We start from the raw sequence: 15,288 nt of genomic DNA on the forward strand, positions 1-15,288 counted from the left end.
ACCGATGACTGACAAAATCCGTATCGGCATTAACGGCTTCGGCCGTATTGGCCGGACCGTTCTGCGGGCCGCGATGGCGCGCGACGACATCGAGATCGTGGCGATCAACGATCTGCTGCCGATCGATCATCTCGCTTATCTCCTCAAGTATGACAGTGTTCACGGCGGCTTCAAGGGCAGCATATCCACCTCGGACGGCGCGCTTGTTATCGATGGCGACAGGCTCCGTGCCTTCAGTGAGCGGGAGCCGGGCGCAATCGGTTGGGGCGAGGTGGGCGTCGATGTCGTCATCAGAATCGACCGGCTTTTTCCTGACAGCGAAGGCGGTGGAAGGACATCTTGCTGCCGGGGCAGGCAAGGTCCTGCTTTCGGCGCCGCCGGAGGATAACACCCCGGTCTTCGTGATGGGCGTCAATGCGAGCGGCTATGCCGGCGAAACCATTGTCTCGAACGCTTCCTGCACCACCAATTGTGTCGCGCCGCTCGCCAAGGCGTTGAACGACGCATTCGGCCTGGAAGAGGCGCTGATGTTGACGGTTCACGCGACAACGTCGAGCCAGAATACGGTTGATGGCGTGGCGCGCAAGGACTGGCGTTTCGGGCGTGGCATCCTCGAGAATATCATCCCGGCGACAACTGGTGCTGCACGCATGGTCGGCAGGGTGGTGCCCGAGCTGAATGGCCGGATCAACGGTCTGGCGGTGCGCGTGCCGGTGTCGGACGTATCGATGATCGATCTCACCTGCCGGTTCAGGGAAAACGTGTCCTACACGGACATATGCGCGATGATCCGGGCCGAGGCTGCGAACGGCATGAAAGGCATCCTGGCCTATTGCGACGAGCCCGTGGTCTCGACCGACATGCGCGGCAATCCACATTCCTCGATCTTCGATGCGCTCGCCGGCATGCAGACCGAAGGTGGTTTGACCAAACTTGTTGCCTGGTATGACAACGAATGGGGTTATGCCTGCCGTTGCCTCGATCTGGCAGCGCACATCATGCGCGCCGGTTAGGCCGGACGGGTACGTCTCGGGTTGCTTTCGCGCCGGGAGTGCGCTCTGCCAACCTGTTTCGCCGATCAATCGCGGCCGCCCCGTTTCCGGGCGACCGCTCCCCGGCATAATGACCGGATTTTTGCACCTGTCGGGGTGGCCGCTCCGGTCAAATTTGAGTGTATTCTAAAAGACCAGCGAAATTTGCTTTACGTACCTCAAAACGGACGTTAGCTTCTTCCCAGAGCTTTGGGAGGGGTTCGCAGATGGTCATTTCAAGTAAAATCGAGGCGCAAGTGCCGTTCGTTCGTGCCGGATACCGGTGACGGCAAATGGCTTATGCTGACTCATCTCCAGATCATGCCCTTATACGGACTGTCGGCCTGTCCAAGTCTTTCGGTCCCGTACAGGTTCTGAAGGATATAGAGATTACCGTGCGCGCCGGCGAGGTTCACGCCATCATCGGTGAGAATGGTGCCGGCAAGTCGACGCTGATGAAGCTGCTTGCGGGCAATGAGAAGCCGTCGGGCGGCGAAATCAGGATCGACGGCGAGGCCGTTGCGCTAAGCGGGCCGGTGGATGCCGAACATCGCGGCATCGTTCTTGTGCATCAGGAAATATTGCTGGCCCCTGATCTGACGGTGGCCCAGAACATCTATCTGGGTCGCGAATTGCGCAGAGGCCCGATGATGGACGACCGCGCCATGCGTGCCGGCGCCCGCAAGGCGATCGCCGAGCTTGGCGGCACGATCGATCCGGATGCCGTCGTCGGCAGCCTGTCGATTGCTCAGCGGCAACTGGTGCAGATTGCCCGCGTTCTGCTGGTGCCGCATCGCGTCGTCATTTTCGACGAACCGACTGCAAGTCTCACACCCATCGAAACCGACGCACTCCTGAACGTCATCCGTGACATCAGGGCAAAGGGCGTGGCCGTACTTTATATTTCGCACCGCCTGCCGGAGGTGAAAGAGATCGCCGACCGCGTGACGGTTTTGCGTGATGGCAGGCTGGTCGCCTCGCACCCGGCATCGGCGCTGGAGCCGGCCGATATGGCGCGGCTGATGGTGGGGCGCGATGTCGCAAAGCTCTATCCGGACCGAAATGCCGGTGGTGAGCACGAGCCTGTCTTGCAGGTGGAGCATTTCACCGTTCCCGGTTATGCGCAGGATGCCGGTTTCAGCCTGCGCAAGGGAGAAATCCTTGGTTTTGCGGGTCTGGTCGGGGCGGGCAGAACGGAGCTTATGGAGGGCGTGCTTGGCCTGCGTCCTGGGCGGGGCACGATCCGCCATCTCGGCAGGCCGGTACATTTTGCGAAAGCGGAAGATAGCCTGAAGGCCGGCATCGTTTATCTGAGCGAGGATCGCAAGGGCAAGGGATTGCTGCTGACCAAGGATTTGCGGGTCAATCTCACACTCGCTTCGCTCGACAAATTCAGCCGGCTGTTCCAGATCGATATCCGCCGGGAGGCGCAGGCGCTTGACGATGCGGTGCGTGATTTCGATATCCGCACCGGCAGCAAGGACTTGCTCGCGGGTCAGCTTTCCGGCGGCAACCAGCAGAAGCTGCTGCTTGCCAAGATGATGCTGCTCGATCCGTCCATCGTCATCATCGACGAGCCGACGCGCGGCATCGATATCGGCACCAAGGAACAGATCTACCGCTTTATCTCCAAGCTTGCGGATGAGGGGCGGTCGATCATCGTCGTCTCCTCGGAGATGCCGGAACTGATTGGCATTTGCGACCGCGTCCTCGTGATGCGCTCCGGCAGGATTGTCGGCGAGGTGGCAGGCGAACGCATGACCGAAAACGATATCGTGGCGCTCGCGACGGGCGTTCACACGCAGGAAGTTGCCTGAGGGCTGATGTCCCGGCGGAAATGGCCTGAAGAAAAGACAACTGAGGGGAAATATGACTGAGGCCGCACTTGATAACGGCAAAGCGCCGAAGACCTCGAAAGACTGGGACCTGCGCGCCGTCGCGCCCTTTGTGGCGCTGGCTTTGCTGCTGGTGCTCGGCACCATCGCCAATCCGAATTTCATCGGCATCGACAATCTTCTGAATGTCGTGACCCGTAGCGCGTTCATCGCCATCATCGCGCTCGGCGCCACCTATGTCATCACATCCGGCGGGCTTGATCTGTCCGTCGGCGCGATGGTCGCTTTTGTCGCCAGCCTGATGATCCTGTTCATGAACAGCGGCGTCATTGCCCATCCGGTGCTGATGCTGGTCGCCGCCATGGCGCTGGCGATTGCCATCGGCGCGGCCTGTGGGCTGGCAAACGGCCTCATCACCACCATCGGCCGCATCGAACCTTTCATCGCCACGCTCGGCACCATGGGCATTTATCGCGGGCTGACCACCTGGCTGTCGCAGGGCGGCGCGATCACGCTGCGCAACCCGGAAATCCAGACGCTTTATCGCCCGGTCTATTTCGGTAACATCTTCGGCGTGCCGGTGCCGGTCATCGTCATCTTCGTCACCGCCGCCATTGCCGCTTTCGTGCTCTATCGTACCCGTTACGGCAGGCATCTGACGGCGGTGGGTTCCAGCGAGGATGTGGCGCGTTATTCCGGCATTTCGGTCGTCCGGGTCCGCACGATTGCCTATGTGGTTCAGGGACTTTGCGTCGCCGTTGCCGTCTTGCTTTATGTGCCGCGTCTTGCCTCCACATCTGCCACGACAGGCATGTTGTGGGAGCTGCAGGCCATCACCGCCGTCGTCGTGGGCGGCACGGCGTTGCGGGGCGGCGTCGGGCGCATCTGGGGCACAATCTGCGGCGCCTTCATTCTGGAGATCGTCGGCAACATCATGATCCTGTCGAACTTCGTCAGCGAATATCTGATCGGCGCCATTCAGGGCGCGATCATCATCATCGCCATGCTGGTGCAGCGCTCTTTGAGCCGCAGGTAGCCGGGAGGATGGGGAGTTTGGCCGCGCTATGTGGGGCAGGCGCGGTTGTTAAGAGGAGGAACGCCCCGGTCTTGGGAGGAAAGAGACTATGCGTAGAAAATTCATCGGCGTGGCATTTGCCGCGCTGGCTGCCGTCCTTGCGGGCTCTGCCCATGCGCAGGACAAGAAGGTAACGATCGGCGTGTCCATTCCGGCGGCCGACCATGGCTGGACGGCGGGCGTCGTTTATCATGCCGAGCGGGTGGCAAAGCTTCTGATGAAGGAGCATCCGGGCCTGAACATCATCGTCAAGACCTCGCCGGATGCCGCCAACCAGGCAAACGCGCTTCAGGATCTTGCCGTGCAGGGGCTGGACGCACTGGTCGTGCTGCCGTCGGATCCCGATCCGCTCGTCAACGCCATCAAGGAAATCAAGGACAAGGGCACCTTTGTCGCGCTTGTCGACCGCGCACCGAGCGTCAACGACAATTCGATCCGCGATCTCTATGTTGCGGGTAACAATCCGGCACTCGGACAGGTGGCGGGCGAATACATCAAGAAAACCACGCCTGACGCGGAAGTGGTGGTCATTCGCGGCCTGCCGATCCCGATCGATCAGCAGCGCCAGGATGGTTTCGACAAGGGTATTGCCGGTTCCAGCGTCAAGGTTCTCGACCGCCAGTACGGCAACTGGAACCGCGACGACGCCTTCCGCGTGATGCAGGACTACCTGACCAAATACAAGAAGATCGACGTGGTCTGGTGTCAGGACGACGACATGGCGATCGGCGTGCTGGAAGCTATCCAGCAGGCGAAACGCACCGATATCAAGTATATTGTTGCGGGCGCCGGTTCCAAGGACATGATCAAGAAGGTCATGGACGGCGACAAGCTGGTGCCGGTCGACGTGCTCTACCCGCCAGCGATGGTGGCGACCGCCATGCAGCTGACGGCCGGTCATTTCTATGATCAGGTGCCGGTTGCCGGCGAGTATATTCTCGACGCGACGCTCATCACCAAGGACAATGCCAAGCAGTTCTACTTCCCGAATTCGCCGTTCTGAGGATTCGTTTGACCAATGGGAAACGCCCGCCGGAAGGCGGGCGTTTTTTGTTTGCAGGTGAAGAATGAAGACCGTTCGTCAACCGCTTTTGCGAAACCACGCCGAGAGATAGTCCACGAAGCTGCGCACCTTGGCGGGCAGGTAACGGCGGTGCGGATAGACCGCGTAGATGCCCCGGTCCTTGGAAATATAGTCGTCGAACAGCGTCACCAGTTCGCCGGACTGGATATAGGGCCGTGCGATGAAATCCGGCACCATGGCGATGCCAAGCCCGGCGCGGGCGGCGCGCAGCGTTGCCTGCGGGCTGTTCACCTCGATCGGCCCGCTGATGGTAACGGAGTTCGAGCCGCCATCCGGTTCGAGATAACGCACGGTATTATGGAAGCGGGTATTGGTGTCGATGATGAAGGGCACGCGGGAAAAATCCTGCGGGCCATCGAGCGGACCGTGCCTGGCGACAAAATCCGCCGTTGCCACCGCATAGACCCGGAAATCGGAGAGCTTGCGGGCGATGAGACCCGAATCTTCCAGCCGCGTTATGCGGATCGCAAGGTCGAAACCTTCCTCGATCAGATCGACGAATCGGTCATCGGCGACGATTTCCAGCGACAGTTCCGGATTTTCCTTGGCGAAATCGATGAGGCTCTGGCCGACATCGGCATCGATGAAGGTGCGCGGAACCGAGATCCTGAGTTTGCCTTTCAGATCGGCATTCTTCTCACGTACCAGATCGGCGAGGTTGTCGATCTCCTTCAAGATGTCGGAGGCGGTGCGGTAATAGGTGTGGCCGGCCTCCGTCAGCGAAAATTGCCGGGTGGTGCGGTTGAGAAGCAGCGCGCCGAGATCGTCTTCCAGCTCCCGGACATATTTGGACAAAAGCGCTTTGGAACGCCCGGTCTTGCGGGCGGCGGCTGAAAAAACCCTCCGCTTCGACAACATCGATAAAGGCGCGGATGCGGGTGAGCGTGTCCATGAAGTCCCTCCGGTTCGTTCCATATAATTGAACGCTGAGGGGTGACTGTTCAACCCGTAAAATGGTTGCCGAAAAAATCCGCTATCTGGTGAAAAAATCCTCTTGATTATGACTGCGAATATTCTTATCTCCCGTGCTGCCCAAAGTCGCACGTGCCCATGTGTGTCCGCCGAGTCCTCGATGTGGTGAGGAGTTCGGTAAGGTACCTGGAACTAACCCCTCCAGTCGCTATTCCGGCCAACCGGGAAATGCGAGGACATATGAAGCAACGACGGTGCGGGCCTTTCTGGTTCTCTGCCGGCTTTCCATCAGCCGGGGTACTGAAGAGGCACACCATCATTGCCTGAAGTGCGGTCGGGTCATTCCCTCCAATCGATGGCAGACAAAGCCGAATGATGCTCTGGCAGGGCATCGTTCACATTCACGCCTTGAGCGTATGCTATCGATTCTGCGCCTCCACCGGCTGATTCGTATGCATATCTCGAGCGTCCTTTGTCCTCCGGATTTTCCGGAGCCGGTTTTATAGGGAATATATCGATGACGACTGCACGCATTCTCGACTTCATCAAAACCCGACGTCCCGAAGGCCCTTGCCTTGTGGTTGATCTCGACGTCGTGCGCGACAATTTCAACGCGTTCCGGCATTCCCTGCCGAACAGCGCGATCTATTATGCCGTGAAGGCAAACCCGGCCCCTGAAATCCTGAAGCTGCTTGCTTCGCTCGGCTCCAACTTCGATTGCGCCTCCGTGGCTGAAATCCAGATGGCGCTCGATGCGGGCGCAACGTCCGACCGGATCTCCTTCGGCAACACCATCAAGAAGGAACGCGATGTCGCCCGCGCTTACGCGCTCGGTATCGATCTCTTCGCCGTCGACAGCCATGAGGAAGTCGAGAAGGTTGCCCGTGCCGCTCCCGGCGCGCGCGTCTTCTGCCGCGTGCTGACGGATGGTGAAGGCGCCGAATGGCCGCTGTCGCGCAAGTTCGGTTGCGTGCCGCAGATGGCTGTCGATGTTCTGGTCTATGCGCATCAGCTGGGTCTCGAATCCTACGGCGTTTCCTTCCATGTCGGTTCGCAGATGATGAATCTCGACGCATGGGATGCGGCGCTGGGCGATGCCAAGCGTGTTTTCGCTTCGCTCTCCAAGCAGGGCATCCACCTGCAGATGGTCAACATGGGCGGTGGTTTCCCGACCAAGTACCTGCGCGACGTTCCTGCTGCCGAAGAATACGGCCATGCTATCGACACGGCGCTGCGCAAGCACTTCGGCAACCAGATCCCGAAGACGATCATCGAGCCGGGCCGCGGCATGGTGGGCAATGCTGGCGTCATCAAGGCGGAAGTTGTTCTCGTGTCGCGCAAGTCCGACAACGACAACCACCGCTGGGTGTTCCTAGACATCGGCAAGTTCGGCGGTCTCGCCGAGACGATGGATGAGGCTATCCGTTATCCGATCCGCACTGAGCGCGATCAGGACGAGATGGAGCCCTGCGTTCTGGCCGGTCCGACCTGCGACAGCGCCGACGTGCTGTATGAAAAGAACATGTACCCGCTGCCGGTCTCTCTGACCATCGGCGATGAGGTTCTGATCGAAGGCGCAGGCGCCTATACGACGACCTATTCGGCGGTTGCCTTCAACGGTTTCGAGCCGCTGAAAGCCTACGTCATCTGATCCGAACGCCGCCCGCTGAGCAGGGCGGCGTCTCGAACAAGCTTCCGTTCCGGCTCTGCCGATTGTGCTGTTGCGCAAACCCCTGCTTGCCGCTCCTCTTCCAGCCGAGGAAAGCGTGTCGGCGGGCCGGAACGGCTCCACCATTTTTTGATCAAGGGCCGCGTGTGGGCGGTTGTGTGACGGAGGGCCGAGAGATGGCCGCTCTTCTGAATTCGGTACGTGCATTTTTCACACCGCAGACATTTCATATCGATCAGGAAAATCCGGGCGACGTCGTTGCCCGTGAAAACCTGCTCGACCGCGCCATGGGCGCTGGCCGCCGCCGCAAGTCTTCCGAAAAGCTGCGCGCCGGCCGCGTTCCGGCCGAAGGCCTGGCGCTCGTCGCCCGCGATGAGGACGGCCATGTCATCGGCACGGTACGCCTGTGGAATGTCGAGGCCGGCATTTCGCGCGAAGGTCGCGCTGTCGAAGCGCTGCTGCTTGGCCCGCTTGCGGTCGATGCTGCCCATGAGGGCAAGGGCATCGGCTCGGCGCTGATGCGCGCTGCGATCTCCGAAGCCACCAAACGCGGCCACGGCGGCATTCTTCTGGTCGGCGACGCGTCCTATTACGAGCGTTTCGGCTTTTTCGCCGACAAGGCCCAGCACCTGATCATGCCCGGCCCGTTCGAGCGCAGCCGTTTTCTGGCGCTGGAACTGAAAGCCGGCTGGCTGGAAGGCGCTGCCGGCATGCTGGTCGCAAGCGGCCGCAGGCTGTTTGCCTGAGACGAATTTCCGTTGATCTCATGCCCCGGCTGAACGGCCGGGGGTGATGCCGCGGATATTTAAGTGCCGCAAAATCTTCTTTTATGCAAAGCCGAGGGATCGGATGCGATATAGCATCTCCTGATTGTATGTATGCAAATCGCCTATATATTGGCTTATGACCAAGATCATGGAAAACGCCATCAACCGGTGGCATGCAGCCATCAATGCAAACGATCTGGCTTCCGCCCAACGGGTCCGTGAGCGATCCCATCGTCGTGCTTGGACCCTAAGGGCGCAGGCCGATTCTAGGCGACTTGCGAAGTATAAGGCAGACCATGAGACCAACCCTAAGGACGAAAGTCATTTCAGTCTGCGACGACAAAATCGCAAAAAAGGGTGAGGGCGTTGGCCTGTCATTTTATGCGTTTTTTGCGAACAGGAACGACGACCCCGACCTCCTGATGGAAGCCGCCGAGTGGTGGATCAAAACCCATGCGCTCGATCATTTCGAGAAGGCGACTAAAATTCGTGAGATGATTAGATCCGGGCAGTAGGTGACGATCGCTTTCGGGATCGTACCCTTCCGCGATAAGCGCCTGTCTCGGGCAATGCGCGCGACCTTTCCCTGACGACAATTTTCCGAACGCCTCTTGCACGCGAGAATTTACGGGTATATACCCGAGACAAATGCCGAACAATACCTGCCACTGCATCCTGTTGCGCAAAGCATCCCGTAAGGTCTCGTCATATTATGACGAGGCATTGGCGCCGCTTGGCGTCAATATCGGTCAGTTCAGCCTGTTGCGCAACATCAACAGCGTGGCGCCGGTATCGCTCACCGATCTGGCTGCGCGTGTGGAACTGGATCGCTCCACCGTTGGCCGTAATGCCAGGGTGCTGGTGCGCATGGGGCTGGTGGTGATCGGCCACGGTGAGGACCAGCGGGAGGCTATGCTGACCGTAACGGAAGAGGGGCAGGAGATCCTGAAAACAGGCGCACCGCTCTGGGACGCCGTGCAGGATGAGATAGAGGCCCGGCTCGGGCCGGAAAAGACCGCACAATTGCAGGAACTGCTCGCAGCCCTGTAATTTTTTGGAAGAGAAGTGGGTATATGCCCGTAAAATACCGGCCATCGGCTTTCGAAAAGGGATTTTGAACATGCTCTCCACACGCCTTGCCAGCTGGATGGCCGGCAAAAACATACATTATGGCTGGCTTGTTGCCGCAACCACCTTTCTGACCATGCTGGCCACCGCCGGCGCGATGGGATCGGCGGGGGTCATGATCCAGCCGCTACACCAGGAATTCGGCTGGGATATCGCCGATATTTCCTCGGCCATGGCGGTCAGGTTGGTACTTTTCGGCCTGCTTGGGCCATTCGCCGCTGCCTTCATGAATCATTTCGGCATCCGCCAGGTGGTGTCTGCCGCACTTGCCCTCATCATGAGCGGCATCGTTGCCTCGTTCTTCATGACGCAGGTGTGGCAGCTGTTGTTGCTTTGGGGTGTGGTAATCGGTGTCGGCACCGGCATGACGGCCTTGGTGCTGGGTGCGACGGTGGCGTCGCGCTGGTTTTCGAAGCGCCGGGGACTGGTGATCGGCCTGATGACGGCCAGCAATGCCACCGGACAGCTGGTTTTTCTGCCTCTGCTTGCGGCACTGACGGAAGCTTATGGCTGGCGGACTGCGCTGACGCTATCCGTTGCGGTGATTGCTATCGCCATGATTCTCGTGTTGCTCTTGATGCGTGACCATCCCGCCGATGTCGGCCTGCCCGCCTATGGCGAGACGGTGGTGGTAAAACCGCCGAAGCAGGACCATAAGTTTCTCGCAACGCTGGTATCGCCGATTTTGACGCTGAAGAGCGTGTCCGGCAACCCGGTATTCTGGGTGCTTTTCGGCACCTTCTTCGTCTGCGGGCTTTCGACCAACGGCCTTATCCAGACACACTGGATTTCGATCTGTGGTGATTTCGGCATGGCGGCGGTCACGGCAGCGGGCACGCTGGCGGTAATCGGCATTTTCGATTTCTTCGGCACCATTTTCGCCGGCTGGCTTTCCGACCGTTTCGACAACCGCTTCCTGCTCTTCTGGTTTTATGGCCTGCGTGGACTGTCTTTGATCTATCTCTCGCTTTCGGGCTTCAGCTTCGTGGAGCTTTCGGTCTTCGCCGTGTTTTACGGGCTGGACTGGGTCGCGACCGTGCCGCCAACGGTGAAGCTTGCCGCTGAAAGTTTCGGCCGTGAAAAGGCTGGCCTCGTGTTCGGCTGGGTGTTTGCAGGCCATCAGCTGGGAGCCGCCACCGCCGCCTTCGGTGCCGGTTTCTTCAAGAGCGACTTCGACACCTATATGCCCGCACTCCAGATTGCCGGCGTGATGTGCATGATCGCAGCCGTCTCGGTGCTGCTTCTCAGGAAGCCGGGCTCGGCGACTCTTGCGCCGCAGGCGGCGTGATAGCGTAATGATGTAGTGGAGGAGGCCTGCGAAGAGAGGCCTCCTTTGCGCTTTCCGGTGGACGGGCACGAGCCGTTTTATTGACAGCTGTCATCGCAGCTTGTTGCGCAATTGTCACAATTCCGGCCGGTCGGTCGCCTTGGCCCATCATGGGCGCTTCGGTTTGATCCATCTCAATCGGCCCTCCTTTCGCTTGGCCATAATGGCCGCAGCGATCGCGGCAAGCGGGGATCCGCGGGGACTGCGATCATCAGCCGGGGCTTGTCCGGTGCGGTGCGCTAAAGGAGAGATGGAATGACCAAGAGAAACAAAAAAACCGCCTTGCTTGCCGGTATTGCGGCAATGCTGATGTCGACCAATGCCATGGCGGCCGACCTGGCCCCGGCAGCACCGGCGCCCACTGCCGAAGAGGCGATTGCGGCGGCAAGCCCGTGGATGCTGCGCGTGCGTGGTCTCGGTGTCATCACCAATGATAGCGGCAGCGTCGATGGCGTGCCGGGTGCCGGCCTGTCCTATTCGGATACCGTGATCCCCGAACTCGACATCAGCTATTTCTTCACCCCGAATATCGCCGCAGAACTCATTCTCGGCACGACTTATGCCAAGATCAACGGCGAGGGTGTGCTGGCCGGCACGCCGGTGGGCAAGACATGGCTGTTGCCGCCGACACTGACCCTGCAATATCACTTCACCGATTTCGGCGCCTTCAAGCCCTATATCGGCGCGGGTGTGAACTATTCGATGTTCTATAACCAGTCCGAAAAGCCGGGTTTCAGCAATCTGGACGTCAAGAACAAGTTCGGCGCGGCCGTGCAGGTGGGTTTCGACTATATGCTGGACGAGCATTGGGGCGTGAACTTTGACGTGAAGAAGATTTTCCTGAAGACAGACTGGACCGCCGAACTGGGCGGCACGCCGATCAGCGGCAAGGCGAAGCTCGATCCCTGGCTGATCGGTGCCGGTATCACCTATCGTTTCTGACGCTCCTGTCGGCGCAGCATCGCCTTTGACTGGCGGTGCTTTCTAAGTTATACGGACGGCCACGGGCGAAAGAGCCCCGGCCGTCCGCAGGCGTTTACGCCCCTGGTGAAGCTCTTTCCTGAATAACGGTCATCCCCATGTTTAGCATGTCGTCGATGGCAACGCGGACCCCCTTCGGAAAATTCGGCATGCGCATGTTGGAGAACCGTTATGAACGCGTCCAAACCACTTCCCGCGCTTGAGGGACTAAAAGAACAGGCAAAACGGCTGCGCGCCGCCCTTGAAGGAGAGGGGCAGGCAATCACCCATTCAAAGGCGCTGGAACTCATTGCTGCGCAATATGGCTTCCGCGACTGGAATACTCTGCACGCCGCGGCTGGAAACCGCCCCGTCTTCAATCCCTATCTTCTGGGTTCACGGGTAGAAGGTCTTTATCTCGGCCAGCCCTTCGTCGCTTCCGTGCTGGGTGTGCAGGCACTCGGCGGCGATCCTGAACGCTACCGGCTCACCCTGCATCTCGACGATCCGGTGGATGTTGTGACCTTCGAAAGCTTCTCCGCTTTCCGGCAGCGTATCCACTGCAACATCGACACATCAGGACGCACGGTGGAAAAAACCTCCAACGGCCTGCCGCAGGTGGAACTGGTGTGGTAGCCCGAGCACCCGCCGCGAGGCGGGTGTCTCCTTGTCGGTCGTAAGGCCTTAGATCCGTTTCCCTGCCGCATCGAACAGGTGGAAATCCTTCGCCTGTGCGGCAATCTTCAGCATCTCGCCAATGCGAAGCTGCGAACGGCCGGGAACTCGGAAGACGATGGTGGTGCTGTCGGCGAAGGAGCCGTGTACGTAGCTTTCCGCGCCCACCAGTTCCACGGCGTCCACCTGCACTGTGCCGGTGAAGGCAGCGTCGGCGGGCTCTGCCTCCGCCAGCGTGATGTCTTCCGGGCGGATGCCGAGCGTAGCGACGTTTTGCGGCAGTGCGCCGGTTCCACTCACCGACCAGCCGGATGAACCGTTGGCCGATGCCGCACCATAGGTCAGCAGGTTCATGGATGGCGAGCCGATGAAGGTGGCAACGAAGGTGGTGGCCGGTTTTTCATAAAGCTCGATCGGTGTGCCCATCTGTTCGATGCGGCCTGCATTCAGCACCACCAGCCGGTCGGCCAGCGTCATGGCCTCCATCTGGTCGTGGGTCACATACACGCTTGTCGTGGCGAGCGAGCGTTGCAGACGGCGGATTTCGACACGCATCTGCACGCGCAGCTTGGCATCAAGGTTGGAGAGCGGCTCATCGAACAGAAACGCTGCGGGCTTGCGCACGATGGCGCGGCCCATGGCGACGCGCTGGCGCTGGCCGCCGGAAAGCTGGCGCGGCCTGCGCTCCAGATATTGTTCGATTTCCAACGCCTTGGCGGCCTCGGTGATACGCCGGTCGATCTCATCCTTCGGCGTGTTGCGGTTCTTCAGGCCATAGGCAAGGTTCTGGCGCACCGTCATGTGCGGATAAAGCGCGTAGTTCTGGAACACCATGGCGATGTCACGGTCAGACGGTTCCAGATCGTTGACGACGCGGTCGCCGATGACGATCTGACCGCCCGATATGCTTTCCAGTCCGGCGATCATGCGTAGAAGCGTGGATTTTCCGCAGCCGGAGGGGCCGACCAGCACGATCATCTCGCCGTCGGCGATCTCCATCGATACGCCCTTGATGGCGTCGACATTGCCGCCGTAAACTTTGCGGACGTCTTTCAGCGCAATTTTTGCCATTACTTCTCGGTCTCCACCAAACCTTTGACGAACCAGCGCTGCATCAGCACCACAACGATAATCGGGGGGATGATGGCGAGGATCGCCGTCACCATCACATAATTCCAGGGCGTCGAAGCATCGGTGAAATCTACCATGCGCTTGAGGCCGATGATGATCGTGTTCATCTTGGCGTCGTTGGTAACGAGCAGCGGCCAGAGATATTGGGTCCAGCCGTAGATGAACAGGATCACGAAAAGAGCGGCGATATTGGTTTTCGACAGTGGCAGCAGGATATCGCGCATGAAGCGGAACGGGCCGGCATTGTCGATACGTGCCGCCTCAACCATCTCACCGGGAATGGTGAGGAAGAACTGCCGGAACAGGAATGTCGCTGTCGCAGACGCCATCAGCGGCAGTGTCAGTCCCGCATAGGTATCGATCAAGCCTAAATCGACGATGACCTTGTAGGTGGGCAGAATGCGCACCTCCACCGGCAGCATGAGCGTGATGAAGATCATCCAGAAAAAGCCCATGCGGAAGGGAAAGCGGAAAAACACAATCGCGAAGGCCGACAGGAACGAGATGACGATCTTGCCGATGGCAATGGCGAGCGCCACGACGAAGCTGTTGAACAGCAGCCGTTCCAGGCTGACACCGACCACCCTTTCGACGCCGCCGACCATGGCCTCGGTGTAGTTTTCGGTGAGATGATCGCCGGGCAGCAGCGACATCGGCGGGCGGATGATATCCGTCGACGTCATGGATGACGCGACGAAGGTGTAATAGATCGGGAAGGCGACGATAATGATGCCGAGAACCAGCATCAGATGGGCGATCACGCGCGCAATGGGGCGATTTTCAATCATGGGAGATCCTCAGCCGTAATGCACGCGCTTCTCGACGAAGCGGAACTGGAAGGCGGTCAGCGCGATGACGATCACCATCAGGATGACGGATTGCGCGGCGGAAGAGCCGAGATTGAGGTTCACGAAGCCATCATTATAGACCTTGTAGACCAGCGTTTCCGTCGCCTTGGCGGGGCCGCCGCCGGTTACGGCATGGATGATGCCGAACGTATCGAAGAAGGCGTAGACGGTGTTGACGACCAGCAGGAAGAAGGTTGTCGGCGCAAGCAGCGGGAAAACGATGGTCCAGAAGCGCCGCGCACCGCGCGCACCGTCAATGGAAGCCGCTTCCAGCAATGATTTAGGGATTGCCTGCAAGCCCGCGACAAAAAACAGGAAATTGTAGCTGATCTGCTTCCATGCGGCGGCTGCGACGACGAGCAGCATGGCCTGATTGCCGTTGAGCAGCGGGTCCCACATGATGCCGTTGCGGCGCAGGATATAGGAGAAGGTTCCCATGGCCGGGTTGAACATGAACAGCCACAACATGCCGGCCACGGCGGGTGCAACCGCATAGGGCATGATCATCATGGTGCGGTAAAAGCCCTTGCCACGCACCACGCGGTCCGCCGCCGTCGCCAGAAGCAGCGCCAGCCCCATCGAGACGAGCGCAGTCAGGATGCTGAAGATGACGGTGACGTGCAGCGAGTTCAGATAGCTTTCATCCGAAAGCACGGCTGAAAAATTGGCCAGCCCGACGAAATTGCTGTTCAGCCCGAAGGCGTCCTCGCGCATGGTCGACTGGTAGAGCGCCTGACTTGCGGGCCAGAAGAAAAAGATCACTGTCAGGATGATCTGCGGCGCGACCAGCAGATAGGGCAGGATCTTGTTGGGGAATACGACGCTTTGCACGGCGATCTCCTGATA

At 59.6% G+C, this 15,288-nt stretch carries 15 protein-coding genes and 1 pseudogene; 12 read left to right on the top strand and 4 right to left on the bottom strand.

All coding sequences use genetic code 11. The annotated features are described in order from the left end of the window. Window positions 1-4: 4 nt before the first annotated feature. From RBH10_RS08500 to RBH10_RS08520, 5 genes are all read left to right on the top strand, one after another. A complete protein-coding gene (locus tag RBH10_RS08500) occupies window positions 5-388 on the top strand; it encodes a glyceraldehyde 3-phosphate dehydrogenase NAD-binding domain-containing protein (RefSeq protein ID WP_306180516.1) in 384 nt (127 codons plus the stop codon). Beyond that, window positions 282-1,013 carry a type I glyceraldehyde-3-phosphate dehydrogenase gene (locus RBH10_RS08505; protein WP_306180517.1) on the top strand — a complete coding sequence of 244 codons (732 nt, stop codon included), beginning with the start codon at window positions 282-284 and terminating at the stop codon, window positions 1,011-1,013. Before RBH10_RS08500 ends, RBH10_RS08505 begins: the two co-directional genes overlap by 107 nt. Window positions 1,014-1,324: 311 nt before the next feature. After that, on the top strand, window positions 1,325-2,848 hold the full coding sequence (locus tag RBH10_RS08510; RefSeq protein WP_281037428.1) for a sugar ABC transporter ATP-binding protein: 1,524 nt from the start codon (window positions 1,325-1,327) through the stop codon (window positions 2,846-2,848). A 52-nt stretch (window positions 2,849-2,900) separates the two neighbouring features. Continuing rightward, window positions 2,901-3,902 carry an ABC transporter permease gene (locus RBH10_RS08515; protein WP_281037427.1) on the top strand — a complete coding sequence of 334 codons (1,002 nt, stop codon included), beginning with the start codon at window positions 2,901-2,903 and terminating at the stop codon, window positions 3,900-3,902. An 88-nt stretch (window positions 3,903-3,990) separates the two neighbouring features. Continuing rightward, the gene (locus tag RBH10_RS08520) at window positions 3,991-4,944 is read left to right on the top strand and encodes a substrate-binding domain-containing protein (protein ID WP_281037426.1); all 954 of its coding nucleotides are present in this window, start codon (window positions 3,991-3,993) and stop codon (window positions 4,942-4,944) included. 78 nt (window positions 4,945-5,022) lie between these two features. Here RBH10_RS08520 and RBH10_RS08525 read toward each other — a convergent pair. Continuing rightward, window positions 5,023-5,917, bottom strand: a pseudogene (locus RBH10_RS08525) (LysR family transcriptional regulator). A gap of 537 nt (window positions 5,918-6,454) precedes the next feature. On the opposite strand from RBH10_RS08525, the gene odc2 reads away from it, so the two are divergent. The 7 genes from odc2 to RBH10_RS08560 all read left to right on the top strand — a co-directional run bounded on the left by odc2 (window position 6,455) and on the right by RBH10_RS08560 (window position 12,424). Then, window positions 6,455-7,588, top strand: a complete 1,134-nt coding sequence (gene odc2 / locus RBH10_RS08530; protein ID WP_281037425.1) for an ornithine/lysine decarboxylase — start codon at window positions 6,455-6,457, stop codon at window positions 7,586-7,588. Window positions 7,589-7,782: 194 nt separating this feature from the next. After that, window positions 7,783-8,352, top strand: a complete 570-nt coding sequence (locus RBH10_RS08535; RefSeq protein WP_045020604.1) for a GNAT family N-acetyltransferase — start codon at window positions 7,783-7,785, stop codon at window positions 8,350-8,352. Between the two features lie 317 nt (window positions 8,353-8,669). Next, window positions 8,670-8,888, top strand: a complete 219-nt coding sequence (locus RBH10_RS08540; RefSeq protein ID WP_281037424.1) for a DUF6500 family protein — start codon at window positions 8,670-8,672, stop codon at window positions 8,886-8,888. Between the two features lie 133 nt (window positions 8,889-9,021). Further along, window positions 9,022-9,423 carry a MarR family winged helix-turn-helix transcriptional regulator gene (locus RBH10_RS08545; RefSeq protein ID WP_281037423.1) on the top strand — a complete coding sequence of 134 codons (402 nt, stop codon included), beginning with the start codon at window positions 9,022-9,024 and terminating at the stop codon, window positions 9,421-9,423. A gap of 70 nt (window positions 9,424-9,493) precedes the next feature. Then, a complete protein-coding gene (locus RBH10_RS08550; protein ID WP_045020598.1) occupies window positions 9,494-10,789 on the top strand; it encodes an MFS transporter in 1,296 nt (431 codons plus the stop codon). Between the two features lie 294 nt (window positions 10,790-11,083). Next, entirely contained in the window at window positions 11,084-11,770 is a 687-nt protein-coding gene (locus tag RBH10_RS08555; protein ID WP_281037422.1) for an OmpW family protein, read from the top strand. Between the two features lie 210 nt (window positions 11,771-11,980). After that, on the top strand, window positions 11,981-12,424 hold the full coding sequence (locus RBH10_RS08560; RefSeq protein ID WP_281037421.1) for a glyoxalase superfamily protein: 444 nt from the start codon (window positions 11,981-11,983) through the stop codon (window positions 12,422-12,424). Between the two features lie 48 nt (window positions 12,425-12,472). Here RBH10_RS08560 and RBH10_RS08565 read toward each other — a convergent pair whose 3' ends face one another. The 3 genes from RBH10_RS08565 to ugpA are packed head-to-tail and all read right to left on the bottom strand — an operon-like array spanning window position 12,473 to window position 15,273. Then, a complete protein-coding gene (locus tag RBH10_RS08565; RefSeq protein WP_281037420.1) occupies window positions 12,473-13,534 on the bottom strand; it encodes a sn-glycerol-3-phosphate import ATP-binding protein UgpC in 1,062 nt (353 codons plus the stop codon). After that, a complete protein-coding gene (gene ugpE / locus RBH10_RS08570; protein ID WP_045024783.1) occupies window positions 13,534-14,382 on the bottom strand; it encodes a sn-glycerol-3-phosphate ABC transporter permease UgpE in 849 nt (282 codons plus the stop codon). Before ugpE ends, RBH10_RS08565 begins: the two co-directional genes overlap by 1 nt. A 9-nt stretch (window positions 14,383-14,391) precedes the next feature. After that, window positions 14,392-15,273 carry a sn-glycerol-3-phosphate ABC transporter permease UgpA gene (ugpA, locus tag RBH10_RS08575; protein WP_281037419.1) on the bottom strand — a complete coding sequence of 294 codons (882 nt, stop codon included), beginning with the start codon at window positions 15,271-15,273 and terminating at the stop codon, window positions 14,392-14,394. Window positions 15,274-15,288 lie beyond the last annotated feature (15 nt).

The sequence above is a fragment of the Rhizobium sp. AN73 genome, from assembly GCF_030757975.1.
Lineage (GTDB): Bacteria > Pseudomonadota > Alphaproteobacteria > Rhizobiales > Rhizobiaceae > Agrobacterium > Agrobacterium arsenijevicii.